The 15,111-nt window shown below is 61.1% G+C and carries 12 protein-coding genes; 5 read left to right on the forward strand and 7 right to left on the reverse strand.

Going from position 1 to position 15,111, the window contains the following annotated elements; genetic code table 11:
- Positions 1 to 184: 184 nt before the first annotated feature.
- The gene (hppD, locus tag IB254_RS02295; RefSeq protein ID WP_008031092.1) at positions 185 to 1,261 is read left to right on the forward strand and encodes a 4-hydroxyphenylpyruvate dioxygenase; all 1,077 of its coding nucleotides are present in this window, start codon (positions 185 to 187) and stop codon (positions 1,259 to 1,261) included.
- Positions 1,262 to 1,387: 126 nt separating this feature from the next.
- On the opposite strand, the gene rarD is transcribed toward hppD, so the two are convergent.
- The 3 genes from rarD to IB254_RS02310 all read right to left on the reverse strand — a co-directional run bounded on the left by rarD (position 1,388) and on the right by IB254_RS02310 (position 4,935).
- Positions 1,388 to 2,269, reverse strand: coding sequence for an EamA family transporter RarD (rarD, locus tag IB254_RS02300; RefSeq protein ID WP_192416230.1), 882 nt, complete (start codon positions 2,267 to 2,269; stop codon positions 1,388 to 1,390).
- Between the two features lie 144 nt (positions 2,270 to 2,413).
- The gene (locus tag IB254_RS02305) at positions 2,414 to 3,427 is read right to left on the reverse strand and encodes an aldo/keto reductase (protein WP_192416231.1); all 1,014 of its coding nucleotides are present in this window, start codon (positions 3,425 to 3,427) and stop codon (positions 2,414 to 2,416) included.
- A 197-nt stretch (positions 3,428 to 3,624) separates the two neighbouring features.
- Complete coding sequence (locus IB254_RS02310; RefSeq protein WP_192416232.1) at positions 3,625 to 4,935, reverse strand: MFS transporter; 1,311 nt, start codon at positions 4,933 to 4,935, stop codon at positions 3,625 to 3,627.
- A gap of 161 nt (positions 4,936 to 5,096) precedes the next feature.
- Here IB254_RS02310 and IB254_RS02315 point away from each other — a divergent pair, with 161 nt between their 5' ends.
- The 4 genes from IB254_RS02315 to IB254_RS02330 all read left to right on the forward strand — a co-directional run bounded on the left by IB254_RS02315 (position 5,097) and on the right by IB254_RS02330 (position 10,759).
- Positions 5,097 to 6,224, forward strand: a complete 1,128-nt coding sequence (locus tag IB254_RS02315; protein ID WP_008031099.1) for a sugar diacid recognition domain-containing protein — start codon at positions 5,097 to 5,099, stop codon at positions 6,222 to 6,224.
- A 207-nt stretch (positions 6,225 to 6,431) separates the two neighbouring features.
- A complete protein-coding gene (locus tag IB254_RS02320) occupies positions 6,432 to 7,574 on the forward strand; it encodes a glycerate kinase (protein ID WP_192416233.1) in 1,143 nt (380 codons plus the stop codon).
- 330 nt (positions 7,575 to 7,904) lie between these two features.
- The gene (locus IB254_RS02325) at positions 7,905 to 9,530 is read left to right on the forward strand and encodes a methyl-accepting chemotaxis protein (RefSeq protein ID WP_192416234.1); all 1,626 of its coding nucleotides are present in this window, start codon (positions 7,905 to 7,907) and stop codon (positions 9,528 to 9,530) included.
- A gap of 41 nt (positions 9,531 to 9,571) precedes the next feature.
- The gene (locus IB254_RS02330) at positions 9,572 to 10,759 is read left to right on the forward strand and encodes a pyridoxal phosphate-dependent aminotransferase (RefSeq protein ID WP_192416235.1); all 1,188 of its coding nucleotides are present in this window, start codon (positions 9,572 to 9,574) and stop codon (positions 10,757 to 10,759) included.
- Between the two features lie 142 nt (positions 10,760 to 10,901).
- Here IB254_RS02330 and IB254_RS02335 read toward each other — a convergent pair whose 3' ends face one another.
- From IB254_RS02335 to IB254_RS02350, 4 genes are all read right to left on the reverse strand, one after another.
- Entirely contained in the window at positions 10,902 to 11,879 is a 978-nt protein-coding gene (locus IB254_RS02335; protein ID WP_008036858.1) for a bifunctional glyoxylate/hydroxypyruvate reductase B, read from the reverse strand.
- Positions 11,880 to 11,900: 21 nt separating this feature from the next.
- Positions 11,901 to 13,199, reverse strand: coding sequence for an MFS transporter (locus tag IB254_RS02340; RefSeq protein WP_192416236.1), 1,299 nt, complete (start codon positions 13,197 to 13,199; stop codon positions 11,901 to 11,903).
- 105 nt (positions 13,200 to 13,304) lie between these two features.
- Complete coding sequence (locus IB254_RS02345) at positions 13,305 to 14,291, reverse strand: sugar kinase (protein WP_192416237.1); 987 nt, start codon at positions 14,289 to 14,291, stop codon at positions 13,305 to 13,307.
- Positions 14,284 to 15,066, reverse strand: coding sequence for a sugar phosphate isomerase/epimerase family protein (locus IB254_RS02350; protein ID WP_192416238.1), 783 nt, complete (start codon positions 15,064 to 15,066; stop codon positions 14,284 to 14,286). The genes IB254_RS02345 and IB254_RS02350 overlap by 8 nt, the downstream gene beginning before the upstream one ends.
- Between the last annotated feature and the right edge of the window lie 45 nt (positions 15,067 to 15,111).

Consider the following 15,111-nt stretch of genomic DNA (forward strand, 5'->3'; position numbering starts at 1 on the left):
TGGCAGCAGAAGCCTCGCCCGTAATAGCCTTGGGTCGACAATGAAGAGTTTTGGGTTTCAATTGATCTACGGTGACTTCCTCGCGCGCAGCGTGCGGGGCATCTCCTGCGCGCCACCCGCCGGTCTCAGCATTGCCAGCAACTAACGATTCGTTAATTGACCAGAAAATGATGAGGCGCCGACCATGGCAGATTTATACGAAAACCCGATGGGCCTGATGGGCTTTGAATTCATTGAATTCGCATCGCCAACCCCGAACACGCTGGAGCCGATCTTCAAGATCATGGGCTTCACCAAAGTCGCGACCCACCGTTCCAAAGACGTGCACCTGTATCGCCAGGGCGCGATCAACCTGATCCTCAACAACGAACCCCACAGCGTCGCTTCGTACTTCGCGGCCGAGCACGGCCCGTCGGTGTGCGGCATGGCGTTCCGCGTCAAGGATTCGCAAAAGGCCTACAAGCGTGCACTGGAACTCGGCGCGCAGCCGATCCACATCGAAACCGGCCCGATGGAACTGCACCTGCCGGCAATCAAAGGCATCGGCGGCGCGCCGCTGTACCTGATCGACCGTTTCGGTGAAGGCAGTTCGATCTACGACATCGACTTCGTGTTCATCGAAGGCGTTGACCGCAACCCGGTCGGTGCCGGCCTGAAGATCATCGACCACCTGACTCACAACGTGTATCGCGGCCGCATGGCGTACTGGGCGAACTTCTACGAGAAGCTGTTCAACTTCCGTGAGATCCGCTACTTCGACATCAAGGGCGAATACACCGGCCTGACCTCCAAGGCGATGACCGCGCCGGACGGCATGATCCGCATCCCGTTGAACGAAGAGTCCTCCAAGGGCGCCGGGCAGATCGAAGAGTTCCTGATGCAGTTCAACGGCGAGGGCATCCAGCACGTGGCGTTCCTCAGCGATGATCTGATCAAGACCTGGGATCACCTGAAAAGCATCGGCATGCGCTTCATGACGGCGCCACCGGAAACTTATTACGAAATGCTTGAAGGCCGCTTGCCGAACCACGGCGAACCGGTAGATCAGCTGCAAGCGCGGGGCATCCTACTGGACGGTTCGTCCGAGTCGGGCGACAAGCGTCTGCTGTTGCAGATCTTCTCGGAAACCCTGATGGGCCCGGTGTTCTTCGAATTCATCCAGCGTAAAGGCGACGACGGGTTCGGCGAGGGCAACTTCAAGGCACTGTTCGAATCGATCGAGCGTGACCAGGTTCGTCGTGGTGTGCTCTCCACCGACTAAGTTGATTCACCGATAAAACTGTGGGAGCGAGCCTGCTCGCGATAGCGGTCTGTCAGCCAACATCAATGTTGCGTTTGACGACGCTATCGCGAGCAGGCTCGCTCCCACATTTGTTTTGTGTGTCTGTTAAGGGCGGCGTTGTCGCATCATGTGCTTGAACCCTTCGAACATCAGCACCAGCACCGCCATCCAGATCGGAATGTAGGTCAGCCATTCCCCGGTCTTGATGCTTTCCCCGAGCAACAACGCAACGCCAAGCAACAGCACCGGCTCGACGTAGCTCAACAGCCCGAACAGGCTGAAGGGCAACAGCCGGCTGGCGATGATGTAGATCACCAGCGCCGACGCACTGATCACGCCGAGAAGCGGGATCAACAGTGACAGCCACGGATGCTGATCAAACACATTGAAACCTTGCTCGCCGGTCTGTACGAACCAGAAGGCCACCGGCAGCGTCAACGCCATGTCCAGCCACAAGCCGCCAAGGTTGTCCGTCGCCAGACGCTTGCGCAGGATGAAATACGTTGGATAGCCGATGCATACCAGCAACGTCGCCCAGGAAAAACCACCGACCTGATACACCTCGTTGATCACACCGAGGCAGGCAAAAAACACGGCAATTTTCTGTAGATAGGAAAGGCGCTCACCGTAGGCGAGCCGTCCGGTCAGGACCATGGTCAGTGGCAACAGGAAATAGCCCAGCGACACATCAAGGCTGTAGCCGTTGAGCGGCGCCCACATGAACAGCCAGAGTTGCACGCCCAGCAGGGCCGAAGAGGCGATCAGGGCGGCAATCAGTTTCGGCTGGGCGATGGCTCGGCGAACGAGCTCGACCACGCGCTTCCATTCGCTGGAGACCACCATGAACACGGTCATGCACGGCACTGTCAGCAGCATGCGCCAGCCAAAAATTTCCACACCGCTCAACGGGTTGAGCAGTGAGGTGTAGTAATACATGACGGCAAACAGCACAGAGGCTGAAACCGATAGAGCGATACCTTTAGACAAACTGTCCTCGCGAAGTTGAACGTGAAACGGGGTGCGGAGGATACGTGGTTTTTGTGCTGAATATTGTCCGGATGATCAATATTTACTACACCCGACACCCTGTGGGAGCGAGCAGGCTCGCTCCCACAGTCGTCTTGTGTTGATTCAGGCGTTGCGCGCTTTACGGCCCGACACGAAATGGCTCACATCATTGAACCCTGGCGTGGACGCATGCCCCGGTGTCACCAGCGAGTCGATAAACGCTTCATCCTGCGCCGTGATCTTCACCGCCTGCGCCTTAGTGTAGGCATCCCATTGCTCTTCGGTACGCGGCCCGACAATGGCCGAGGTGACGGCGCTGTTGTTCAGCACCCAGGCAATCGCGAACTCGACGATACCGACGCCGCGATCTTGCGTGTATTGCTGGATCTGTTGGGCGATGCGCAGGGATTCGACGCGCCATTCGGTTTCCAGAATACGTTTGTCGGCGCGCCCGGCGCGGCTGTTGGCATCCGGTTTTACATCCGGCGCATATTTGCCGCTGAGCACGCCGCGCGCCAGCGGGCTGTAAGGCACAACGCCCAGACCGTAGTTCTGCGCGGCGGTGATCTGTTCGGCTTCGGCCTGGCGATTGACGATGTTGTACAGAGGCTGGCTGATGACAGGGCGGTCGACACCCAGTTTGTCGGCCACGCGAATGACCTCGGCGATGCGCCAGCCACGGTAGTTCGACAACCCCCAGTTGCGGATTTTGCCCTGGCGAATCAGGTCGCCGATGGCCGACACCGTCACTTCCAGCGGCGTGTTGTGGTCTTCGCGGTGCAGGTAATAAAGGTCGACGTAGTCGGTGCCCAGGCGCGTGAGGCTGGCATCGATGCCATTGAAAATGTGCTTGCGGCTCAGGCCGCTGCGGTTCGGCACACCGTCCACCGGGCCGAAACCGACTTTGGTGGCGAGCACCCATTCGTGGCGGTTGCCGGCGATCGCTTCGCCGACGATCTCTTCAGAGCGACCGTTGGTGTAGACGTCGGCGGTGTCGATGAAATTGATGCCCTGGTCCCAGGCCTTGTCGATGATCCGCAGGGAATCTTCGGTGCTGGTCTGTTCGCCGAACATCATGGTCCCCAGGGTCAGGGTGGACACCTGCAATCCCGAGTGACCCAGCGTGCGGTAGCTCATGACGAAATCCTTTTACCAGTGGGAAAGGCTCAATCAAATACCAGAACAACCGCATGGGGCAAACACAATTATTGACCCCCCCACAATCAAATGTGGGAGCGAGACCGGCTTGCCGGCGATTGCGGTTCAACATTCAACAGCTATGTTGACTGACACTCCGCTATCGCGAGCAGGCTCGCTCCCACAGGGGACAGGTGTCAGACGCGCAGGGTGCGGGTCATGCGCAACGCCAGCAGGCTGCCGCAGACAATCACGCCCGCCAGCAAGTACAACGCGGCATCGGTCGAGCCAGTAGTGTCCTTGACCCAACCGACCAGGTACGGGCTGAGGAAGCCGGCCATCTGGCCCATCGAGTTGATCAGCGCCAGACCACCGGCAGCCGCGCCGGCGCTCAGCAGTGCGGTCGGCACCGGCCAGAACATCGGCAGGCCGGTGAGGGCGCCCATGGTGGCGATCGTCAGGCCAAGGATGGCGATGGCAGGCGTGGTGGCGAAGTTCACGGCAATCAGCAGGCCCACTGCGCCCATCAACATTGGCACCACCAAATGCCAGCGACGTTCTTTGCGCAAGTCCGCCGAGCGGCCGACCATCAACATGAACACAGCCGCCAGCAGGTACGGGATCGCACTCAACCAGCCGATCACCAGGTTATCGTTGAAACCCAGGTTCTTGATGATCGACGGCAGCCAGAAGTTGATCGCGTAGACCCCGCTCTGGATGCAGAAGTAGATCAAACCGAACGCCCAGATCGCCGGGTTCTTGAACACCGCCAGCAGCGAGTCGGTGGTGGTTTTCGGTTTGTTGGCCAGGTCTTCAGCGTGGTCGGCTTCCAGCACCGAGCGCTCGAACGGCGTGAGCCATTTGGCATTGGCGTAACTGTCGCTCAGCAGGAAGTAGGCGAGGGCGCCGAGGATCACGGTCGGGATGCCTTGCAGCAGGAACATCCACTGCCAGCCGGCCAGGCCACCCTGGCCCGCAGCGAAGTGGTTGAGGATCCAGCCAGAGAACGGGCTGCCGAGCAGGCCGGACACCGGGATCGCCGACATGAACAGCGCCATGATGCGGCCACGGCGGAAGGTCGGGAACCACTGCGAGAGGTACAACACCACGCCCGGGAAGAACCCGGCTTCGGCCGCGCCGGTGAACAGGCGCAAGGTGTAGAACTCGGTCGGGGTGGTGACGAACAGCAGGCAGGTCGACAGTGTGCCCCAGGTGATCATCATCAGCGCGATCCAGCGGCGCGGGCCGAATTTGGTCAGTGCCAGGTTGCTCGGTACGCCGCACAGCACGTAGCCGATAAAGAAGATCCCGGCGCCGAGGCCGTACACGGTTTCACTGAATTTCAGCGCGTCGAGCATCTGCAGCTTGGCAAATCCAACGTTCACCCGGTCGAGGTAGTTGAACAGGTAGCAGATGAAGATGAAGGGGATCAAACGCAGGGCAATGCGTTTGTAGACGGCATTTTTTTCGTCAACGATGGCCTGGGTAGCGGCGGCGCTCTGTGACATGGCGGGCTCTCTCTTTATTATGATTTTTTGCGATGCAAAGGGTAACGTTGATCGCCCTGAGAGTCTCGACCACCCTCAGGGCTGCTGTCTTTGTGCCTGAGCACAGGGTTTGCAACCAAGCCCTGTGCGGGTGAACAACCGCGCTTTGAAGGACCACCACAATGTTCGAACTCGATCACGACCTGGCCCAGGACATCGTCGACCGGGCGATGGCCATCCTGCCTTACAACGTCAACGTCATGGACAGCCAGGGGTTGATTCTCGGCAGTGGTGAACCGGAGCGGGTCAACACCCGGCACGAAGGCGCGCAACTGGTGCTGGCCAACGGGCGGGTGGTGGAAATCGATGCGCAAACCGCTATCCACCTCAAGGGCGTACAACCGGGTATCAACCTGCCGCTGTTGCTCGATCAACGGCTGATTGGCGTGCTCGGCATCACCGGCGAACCCGAGCAATTGCGTACCTACGCCGAGCTGGTGCGCATGACTGCCGAGATGCTGGTGGGTCAGCGCAATCAGCAGGCCGAGCAGCAATGGCGGCGCCAGCGTTGCGATGATTTGCTGGCGTTGCTGCTCAGCGAGGCAGGGGATTCGCCGCGCTTGATCGATGAGGCGCAACAGCTTGGGCTCAAGCCGCAACTGACGCGGGTGCCGTATTTGTTCGAGCTGGGAATGGAGCACGGCCCGGGGCAAACCGTCGACGCACTCAGCGCCTGGCTGACCTCGCGCTACCCGGACAGTTGGTGCGTGAGTTCGGCCAAGTCGTCGTTGCTGTGGTGCCGGCCGGCCAACCAGGCGATCGAGAACGACCGCTTGCTGGAAAAGCTCGACGGCCTCGGCTGGAATATCTTGCGCATCGCCGTGGGCGGGCAGGCCGACGGCTTGTCGGGTTTGCGTCGTTGCTATCGGCGGGTCGGCGACTTGCTGGCTTATGGGCGCGATGTACTGCCGCATTCTCGTCTGTTGACGCTGACCCGTTATCGGTTGCCGGTGATGCTCTGGCGCCATCGCAACGATGATGCGCTTGACGAATTACTCAAGCCCTTGCGCAAAGTCATCGCCAAGGACGGCAACGGCCAATTGCTGGCGACGTTGCGCAGTTGGTGCGATCACGACGGCCAAAGCCAGGCCTGCGCCGATGCGCTGGGCATTCACCGCAACAGCCTGCGTTACCGGATGGAGCGGATTGCCGAGCTCAGCGGCGTCGACCCGTTGCGCCTCGATGGCATGTTGGCGCTGTACCTCGGTGTGCAGCTACTCCCACAAACCGAAACAACACCGCCCCTGTAGGAGCCGGCTTGCTGGCGATCCACCTAACGCGGTGTTCCTGATCCACCGCGTCGTACGCAATCGCCAGCAAGCCGGCTCCTACAGGGGATGCGTAAACCTGTCGTTTTGTGAAAATGAACAATAATCCTCCGTGCCACTTGTGCAGCGGACCGGCGTTATTGTTCAGGCCGGCTGGCAGCATGGGGGCATTGGAACTGGAGAATTCGTATGAAAATCGTCATCGCCCCCGATTCGTTCAAGGACAGCCTCAGCGCACAAGGCGTGGCCGATGCCATTGCCCTTGGTCTGGTTGAAGTCTGGCCCGATGCGCAACTGGTCAAATGCCCGATGGCCGATGGTGGCGAAGGCACGGTCGAGTCGATTCTGGCCGCCTGCGAAGGTCAACTCCGTCGCACCCGCGTCAAAGGGCCACTGGGCACAACGGTCGACGCCGCGTGGGGCTGGTTGCCCCAGAGCCTCACCGCCATCATCGAGATGGCTGAGGCCAGCGGCCTGCAACTCGTTCCGCCGGGGCAACGCGATGCGTGCATCAGCAGCACCTTCGGCACCGGTGAGTTGATCCGCGCGGCACTCGACGCCGGGGCGCAACGGGTGATCCTGGCGATTGGCGGCAGCGCCACCAACGACGGCGGTGCGGGGGCGATGCAAGCGCTGGGCGTGAAACTGTTCGATGTACAAGGCCAAACCCTGGCGCCCGGCGGATTGGCACTGGCGCAACTGGCGCGGATCGATCTCAGTGACATCGATCCGCGTCTGACCGACGTGCGCTTCGACATCGCCGCCGACGTCAACAATCCACTGTGCGGCCCCCACGGTGCCTCTGCGATTTTCGGTCCGCAAAAAGGTGCAACGCCTGCGCAGGTCGAGCAACTGGATCGCGCCCTCGGGCACTTCGCCGGGCTTTGCGCCCAGGTTCTCGGCAATGACGTGCGTGACGAGCCGGGCAGCGGCGCGGCGGGTGGCCTGGGGTTTGCCGCCAAGGCCTTCCTGGGCGCGCAGTTCAAGGCCGGGGTTGAAGTGGTCGCGGAACTGGTCGGTCTGGCCGATGCGGTCAAGGGCGCCGATCTGGTGATCACCGGCGAAGGCCGCTTCGATGCGCAAACCCTGCGCGGCAAGACACCGTTTGGTGTCGCACGCATCGCCGGGCAACACGGCGTGCCGGTCATCGTCATCGCCGGCACCTTGGGCGAGGGCTATCAGGCCCTGTACGCGCATGGCATCGACGCCGCGTTTGCCTTGGCGAGCGGGCCGATGACCCTGGAGCAGGCGTGCACCGAGGCGCCACGGTTGTTGCGTGAGCGGGCGAGCGACATCGCCCGGGTCTGGCGTATCGCCAAACGCCAATCCTGAATTCACTGCAAACCTGTAGGAGCCGGCTTGCTGGCGATAGATGCGACGCGGTGTGTCAGGTATACCGCCATCGTCGGAACGCCGCCCGCAGCAAGCCGGCTCCTACAGGGTTTGTGTGATTCTTGAGTGTTTCACGGATGAAACACTCGTAATCCCTTGAAATATATTTCGCAAATCCCCGCAAAAATCCTCAACCCCAGCCGATACAGATATCAGGCGCACACAAACCTATTACAACAGTGGCGCCCACTGACCGGTTGCGCCTCCACGCCCGCCCGCCAGTGATCACGGCAAGGACGCTCGAAGACTCAATCACCCGAGTATCGTCCTATGTCCCTGCGTAATCTGAATATCGCGCCTCGAGCTTTCCTGGGTTTTGCCTTCATTGCCTTGCTGGTGATTGTGCTGGGCGTGTTTGCCGTGAACCGCATGTCGATCATCCGCCAGGCCTCGGTTGATATGGGCTCGACGCAACTGCCCAGCGTCGGCTTCCTCGGCAACATGACTGAAAGCGTCTTGCGTATGCGCATCCTCTCGTTCCGAGTGCTGGTCAACCGTGAACCAGCGGCGTTGCAGGAAGCCCAGACCCGGATTGGCGTCCTGACTGACAAGCTGCACAGCGCCCAGGCCAGTTATGCCGCGTTGCCCGCCCAGCCGGAAGAAACCGCGCTGTACAAGACGTTCATGGCCACCCTCGACAACTACATGCAAGCGCAGAACCAGATGATGGAGCTGTCGCGGCAGAACAAACTTGATGAAATGCGCAGCCTCATCAATACGCGGATCAAGGACGGCACCGACCAGATGGGCGAGCAGCTCAATAAACTGGTGGCACTCAATACCAACTACGCCAAGTCCGCTTTGGACGAGGCGGGCAAGGAATACAACAACGCGATCACCGGCATCATCGTCGTGGCCGTAGTCGCGGCGCTGATGACTGTGTTGCTGGCCTGGTTGCTGACCCGCAGCATCGTAACGCCGCTGAACCGTGCATTACTGGCGGCCGAAACCATCGCCGGCGGCAACCTGACCAAAGCCATCGAAATCGACGGTAAAGATGAGCCGGCCCGCTTGCTCGGCGCCTTGTCCACCATGCAGGCCAACTTGCGCAAAACCATCGAGCAGATCGCCGGTTCCGCCACGCAACTGGGCGCCGCCGCCGAAGAGCTGAGCACGGTCACGCAAGAAGCGTCCCGTGGTCTGCAACAGCAAAACAATGAAATCGAACAAGCCGCCACAGCAGTCAACGAAATGACCGCAGCGGTGGAAGAAGTGGCGCGCAACGCCGTGTCGACTTCCGAAGCCTCGAACCAGTCGACCCAGGCTGCTCGTGAAGGTCGCGACCGCGTGGTGGAAACCGTCGATGCGATCCAGACCATGACCCACGACGTGCAGAACACCTCGCTGATGATTGAAGGCCTGGCCGCTCAGGGCCGGGACATCGGCAAGGTGCTGGACGTGATTCGCGCCATTGCCGAACAGACCAACCTGCTGGCACTGAACGCCGCGATTGAAGCGGCCCGTGCCGGTGAAGCCGGGCGTGGTTTTGCGGTGGTGGCGGACGAGGTGCGGGCGTTGGCGCATCGCACGGCGCAATCGACTCAGGAAATCGAGAAGATGGTCGCCGGCATCCAAAACGGTACGGGGGAGGCGGTGTCGTCGATGCAGCAAAGCAATCAGCGCACCCACAGCACCCTGGAAATGGCCCGAGCCGCCGGTGTCGCGCTGGAACAGATCACTCAGTCGATCCATCTGATCAACGAACGCAACCTGGTAATTGCCAGCGCGTCCGAAGAGCAGGCGCAGGTGTCCCGCGAAGTTGACCGCAACCTGGTGAACATCCGCGACCTGGCGACCCAGTCCGCTGCAGGGGCCAACCAGACCAGCGCTGCCACCCACGAATTGTCGCGCCTGGCCGTTGATTTGAATGCCATGGTGGCGCGTTTCGTGATTTGAGATAGGGTTGAGACTAGGAACACGCGCGATTGGAGAAATACATGCGCTATTCAGCCTTGACCCAACGAATTGCCGGAGACGGCGCTGCGGCCTGGCAGATTCATTACCGAGCATTGGAATTACGAGAGCAGGGCGTCGATGTGTTGCTGTTGTCGGTGGGTGATCCGGACTTCGATACGCCGCGTCCCATCGTCCAGGCGTGCATCGACAGCCTGTTGGCCGGCGATACCCATTACGCAGAAGTGCGCGGCAGTCGCGGGCTTCGCGACAGCATCGTCAGTCGTCATCGGCGGCGCAGTGGGCAGACGGTGGATGTCGATGAAGTGATCGTGATGCCCGGCGCGCAATGCGGGGTGTATTCGGTCGTGCAATGCCTGCTCGATCCGGGCGATGAAGTAATCGTCGCCGAACCGATGTACGTGACTTATGAAGGCGTGTTCGGCGCTTGCGGGGCGAAAGCGGTGCCGGTGGCGGTGCGTCCGGAGAATGGCTTTCGCGTTGATCCGGCGGATGTCGCGGCGCTGATCACGCCGAAAACCCGCGCGCTTTTGCTCAACAGTCCGAACAACCCTTCCGGTGCCAGTCTGTCGCTGAAGATCTGGCAGGAACTGGCGTCGCTGTGTATTCGGCACAACCTGTGGCTGATCAGTGACGAGGTTTACAGCGATCTGTTGTACGAGGGCGAGCACATCAGCCCGGCCAGCCTGCCCGGCATGGCCGAGCGCACCGCGACGCTCAACAGCCTGTCGAAATCCCATGCCATGAGCGGCTGGCGGGTCGGTTGGGTGATCGGGCCCAAACCCTTGATTGACCATCTGGAACATCTGTCGTTGTGCATGCTGTTCGGCATTCCGGACTTTGTGCAGAAGGCGGCGCAAGTTGCGCTGGAGGGTGATCTGCCGGAAGTGGCGATGATGCGCGAGGAATACCGTCAACGCCGTGATCTGGTGTGCGCGAGCCTGAATGCGTGCCCGGGGGTGCGGGCGGTTCGGCCCGATGGCGGGATGTTTGTGATGGTCGATGTGCGCCAGACCGGGTTGTCCGCCCAGCACTTCGCCGAGCGGCTGCTGGAGGGCTATGGCGTTTCGGTGCTGGCCGGCGAAGCGTTCGGGCCAAGCGCGGCGGGGCACATCCGGATCGGGTTGGTGGTGGATCAACGGAAACTGGCGGATGCGTGTCGACGGATTGCGTTGTGTGCGGCGGATCTTTTGGAAGCGCGTAGGGCCTGAAGGTTTTAGTCGTCTGTGCCGGCCTCATCGCTGGCAAGCCAGCTCCCACAGGGATCGTTGCTGAACACAGGCCTTGTGATCGACGCAAAACCTTGTGGGAGCTGGCTTGCCAGCGATGGCTATCTCCATAACGCCGAATGCCTCAATCCTTCCACGCCCGGGTATTCACCAGATTCTTCGGCCGCTCACCCGCCAACGCTGCCAACAGATTGTCCACCGCACACGTTGCCATCGCTTCGCGCGTTTCATGGGTCGCCGAGCCAATGTGCGGCGTCGCCACCACGTTGTTCAGTTGCAACAACGGCGAGTCCGGGTTCAGCGGTTCGCGCTCGAACACATCCAGCCCCGCTGCGCGAATCTGCCCGGAACGCAACGCTTCGATCAGCGCCGTTTCGTCCACCACTTTGCCCCGCGAAATATTGATGAAGATCGTCTCTGGACGCATCAGCGCAAACTGTTCAGCACCGATCAGTCCCTCGGTTTCCACTGTCAGCGGCAATGTCAGGCAAACGAAATCGGCCTGCTGCAACAGCTCCGGCAGGCTGCGGTATTGCGCATTGAAGCGTTGTTCCACCGCCGGTTTCGGCGAGTGGCTGTGATAGATCACCGGCATGCCGAAACCGAAATGCCCGCGTTGGGCCAACGCTTCGCCGATCCGCCCCATGCCAATGATGCCCAGGGTTTTACCGTGCACATCGCTGCCGAAATGCACGGGGCCGATGTTGCGGTTCCACTGGCCGGCACGAACCATGTTCGCCAGTTCCACCACGCGCCGGGCCGTCGCGAGGATCAGCGCAAAACCGGTGTCGGCGGTGGTTTCGGTGAGCACGTCCGGGGTGTTGCTGAGCAGGATTCGCCGCTCGGTCAGGTAGTCGATGTCGTAGTTGTCGACGCCCACCGAAACGCTGGCGATGGCGCGTAGATTCGGCGCCAGGTCCAGCAGGCCCGCGTCCAGTTTCAGACTGGCACCGAGCAACCCGTGAGCGCGGGGCAGGGCCTCGCGCAGTTGCGCCAGGCCATCGGCGTCGAGGTTGTCGATCAACGTCACGTCGGTCTGCTCATGCAGGCGAGCCATCAGCAACGGCGAGAGTTTCTTGTACAGCACGACCTGCTTTTTCATCGTATTCATCTCTGCATCAATTCAAGGATGGGCGGCGGTCGGGCGTGTTGGCGCAACCGCAGGACGTTCCCGGTCGCTGGCGCCGGGCTTGAGGAGAATCGTCAGCACCACCGAAAACATCAGCGCGCCGCTCATCAGAAGGTACGACGCGCCCGGCGAGCCGGTGGAGCTGTTCAGGTAACCGACCAGATAAGAGCCGCCAAACGAGCCCAGCGCGCCCATGCTGTTGATCAACGCCATGGCGCCACCGGCGACGTTGGCCGGGAGGATTTCCGGGATGATCGCGAAGAACGGTCCGTAAGGCGCGTACATGCAGGCCCCGGCAATCACCAGCAGGGTGTACGACCACCAGAAATGTTCGGCGCCCAGCGCGTACGACCCGTAGAACGCAATCGAGGCGATCAGCAGCGGCGGCCAGACAAAGCGTTTGCGCTTTTGCAGTTTGTCCGAGCCCCAGGACACCAGCAGCATCCCGATCACCGCCGCCAGATACGGCAGCGCCGACAGCCAGCCGGCTTCGACCATGTCCATTTGCGCGCCGGCCTTGAGGATCGACGGCAGCCACAGCACGAAGCCGTAGACTCCGATGCTCCAGCAGAAAAATTGCAGGGCCAGGATGATCACTTTCGGCGAGCGGAAGGCTTCGGCATAGTTCTTCACTGCCTTGATGCCTACCTGTTCGGCGGCGAGGGCGCTTTCCAGATCGTGCTTTTCGGCGTCGCTGAGCCACTTGGCCTGGGCCGGACGATCATCTGCCAGACGCCACCAGATAAACGCCCAGAGCACTGCCGGCAAACCTTCGATGATGAACATCCAGCGCCAGCTGTAATGCTGCACCAGATAGCCCGACACCACCGACATCCAGAGCATGGTCACCGGGTTGCCGAGGATCAGGAAAGTGTTGGCCCGCGAGCGTTCGGCACGGGTGAACCAGTGGCACAGGTAGATCAGCATGGCCGGCATCACCGCCGCTTCGACCACGCCGAGCATGAAGCGAATGACGATCAGCCAGTAGGCGTTGGAGACGATCCCGGTGAGCGTCGCCAGGCTGCCCCAGAGAATCAGGCTGACGAAAATCAGTTTCTTCACACTGTGTTTTTGCGCATAGATCGCGCCCGGCACCTGGAAGAAAAAGTAGCCGAGGAAGAACAGTGCGCCGAGCATCGACGACAGGCCGGGCGTGATCATCAGGTCGGCAGCCATCCCGGAGGCGGCGGCGAATCCGTAGTTGGCGCGGTCCAGGTACGCCAGGCTGTAGGTGATGAACACGATGGGCATGATGTACCACCAGCGGCGGGTGGCGAGCGTTGCGGTTTTCATGAGTGGTGCTCCTGAGCTTGTTGTTTTTGTCGCAGCAGGTAACGGGTTCAAATCTTCGGTGATTGAGCGGGCCTCATCGCTAGCAGGCTAGCTCCCACACTGGATCTATAGGCGACACAAATCCCCTGTGGGAGCCAGCCTGCTGGCGATAGCGGCCTCGAATTCGACGGACATCTCGGATCGGGTCGGCAACCCCTCCATATCCCCACGACTCTGCACCGCACGGCTACCAATCCAGTTGGCGCGTTTCACAGCGTCGGCAACGCTGTGGTTTTCCAGCAGCGCGCTGATCATGCCGACGGCAAAACCGTCGCCGGCACCGACCGTGTCGACCACCGCTTCCACGGGCACGCCCGCCACGAAACCTTCATCCAGATGCGTGCGGTAATACGCGCCGTGCGGGCCGAGCTTGATCGCCACCGCTTCGGCACCCAGGTCGAGGTAAAACGCGGCGATGTCAGCCGGGTCTTCATAGCCGGTCAGCAAGCGACCTTCGCTCAAACCCGGCAGCACCCAGTCGGCGAGGGCGGCGAGGCGGTTGATTTCGCTGATCATCTGTTGCGTGCTGGCCCACAGGCTCGGGCGCAGGTTCGGGTCGAAGGACACACTGCGCCCGGCTTCGCGCATGCGCGTCATCAGTTCGAAAGACATCTGTCGCGCCGTTTCCGACAGCGCCGGAGGAATGCCGGTGGCGTGCAAGTGCCGCGCCTTGAGCAGCTCGGGGATGATCGACTGGGGCGACAAATGACTCGCCGCCGAGCCGCGCCGAAAGTACTCGACCTTGGGATCGTCGCCATCGTCGGTGCGCGACTTGAGCTGAAACCCGGTCGGGTGTGCGGTATCGAGGGCAACGTTACTGCAATCCAGGCCTTCCTTTTTCAAGGTGTCGATCACGAAGCGCCCCAGAGAGTCGTCACCGACCCGGCTCAGCCATGCCACCTTGAACCCCAGTCGCGACAAGCCGATGGCGACGTTGCTGTCGGCCCCGGCAATGCGTTTGTGGAAGTGGTCGACGTTGGCGAGGTCGCCATTTTGATCGGCGACAAACATCGCCATGGTTTCGCCGAACGACAGGATATCGATCTCAGACATGAGCGCTCTCCAGGCGTGCTTGCCCCAAGTGGGCGAGGGCGGCGACATGCTCGGTGGTGAGCTGCACCAGGTCATCGGCTTGCAGCGGATATTCCGCGGCCCGCATCACGCCTTGGGCCATGTGCCGCAGCAGTTGTTCCCACGAATGCAGGTCGCTGGCAGCAGGTGGAATGGCGACCAGTTTGCCGTCGGCCCGGCGTGACACGGCTTTGCAGTGCACGTAGCCAACGTGGCGCCCGAGCAGGCGCGCGGCGCTGCTGGCGGACTGGTCCTGCCAGTGCCAGTTGCCGATGTCGAAGGTCATTTTGATCGGCAGATTGTGTTGCTCGACTGCGGCGAAAAAACGCTGGAACGGTTCGATGCGGCCACCGTGCAGGGTCTGATCGTTTTCCACCAGCAGTTGCACGGCGCTTTTGCCCAGGATCCGGGCGAGAGTTTGCAGGTCGCTGGTGTCGGTGAAGTAACCGAGGGACACCTTCAGCCATTTGGCGCCGAAGGCCTGGGCGCGTTGCAGGGCGGTGATCAGTTGCGGATTGGGTTTCGACTGGCCGGCCAGCCACAGTTCCATCGGCGAGGAATACACGCTTTCGAGGCCTTGCGCCTGGGTGGCATCGGCCAGTTGGACGGGGTCTTCAGCGGTCAGCAATTCTTCGCGCCATTCGATGTGGGTGGCGCCCGCAGCGGCGAGGATATCGATGAAACTGCCTTGACCGCGCTGGCGGACGAGGTCGGCGCCGTAGCTGGAGAGGCTGATGGAAACGGGTGGTTTATGCATTGTCATGGACCTCTGAAACCGGTTTCATTTTTGTTCAAAAAAAAG

The sequence above is a fragment of the Pseudomonas sp. PDM03 genome (assembly GCF_014852385.1).
Taxonomy (GTDB): Bacteria; Pseudomonadota; Gammaproteobacteria; order Pseudomonadales; family Pseudomonadaceae; genus Aquipseudomonas; species Aquipseudomonas migulae.

Excerpts from the sequence above, each read along its gene's own strand:
- IB254_RS02345 (WP_192416237.1), bottom strand. The coding sequence starts at position 14,291 with ATGTCTGAGATCGATATCCTGTCGTTCGGCGAAACCATGGCGATGTTT.
- hppD (WP_008031092.1), top strand. The coding sequence starts at position 185 with ATGGCAGATTTATACGAAAACCCGATGGGCCTGATGGGCTTTGAATTC.
- IB254_RS02335 (WP_008036858.1), bottom strand. The coding sequence starts at position 11,879 with ATGAAAAAGCAGGTCGTGCTGTACAAGAAACTCTCGCCGTTGCTGATG.
- IB254_RS02320 (WP_192416233.1), top strand. The coding sequence starts at position 6,432 with ATGAAAATCGTCATCGCCCCCGATTCGTTCAAGGACAGCCTCAGCGCA.
- IB254_RS02350 (WP_192416238.1), bottom strand. The coding sequence starts at position 15,066 with ATGCATAAACCACCCGTTTCCATCAGCCTCTCCAGCTACGGCGCCGAC.
- IB254_RS02325 (WP_192416234.1), top strand. The coding sequence starts at position 7,905 with ATGTCCCTGCGTAATCTGAATATCGCGCCTCGAGCTTTCCTGGGTTTT.
- IB254_RS02315 (WP_008031099.1), top strand. The coding sequence starts at position 5,097 with ATGTTCGAACTCGATCACGACCTGGCCCAGGACATCGTCGACCGGGCG.
- IB254_RS02340 (WP_192416236.1), bottom strand. The coding sequence starts at position 13,199 with ATGAAAACCGCAACGCTCGCCACCCGCCGCTGGTGGTACATCATGCCC.
- IB254_RS02305 (WP_192416231.1), bottom strand. The coding sequence starts at position 3,427 with ATGAGCTACCGCACGCTGGGTCACTCGGGATTGCAGGTGTCCACCCTG.
- IB254_RS02310 (WP_192416232.1), bottom strand. The coding sequence starts at position 4,935 with ATGTCACAGAGCGCCGCCGCTACCCAGGCCATCGTTGACGAAAAAAAT.
- IB254_RS02330 (WP_192416235.1), top strand. The coding sequence starts at position 9,572 with ATGCGCTATTCAGCCTTGACCCAACGAATTGCCGGAGACGGCGCTGCG.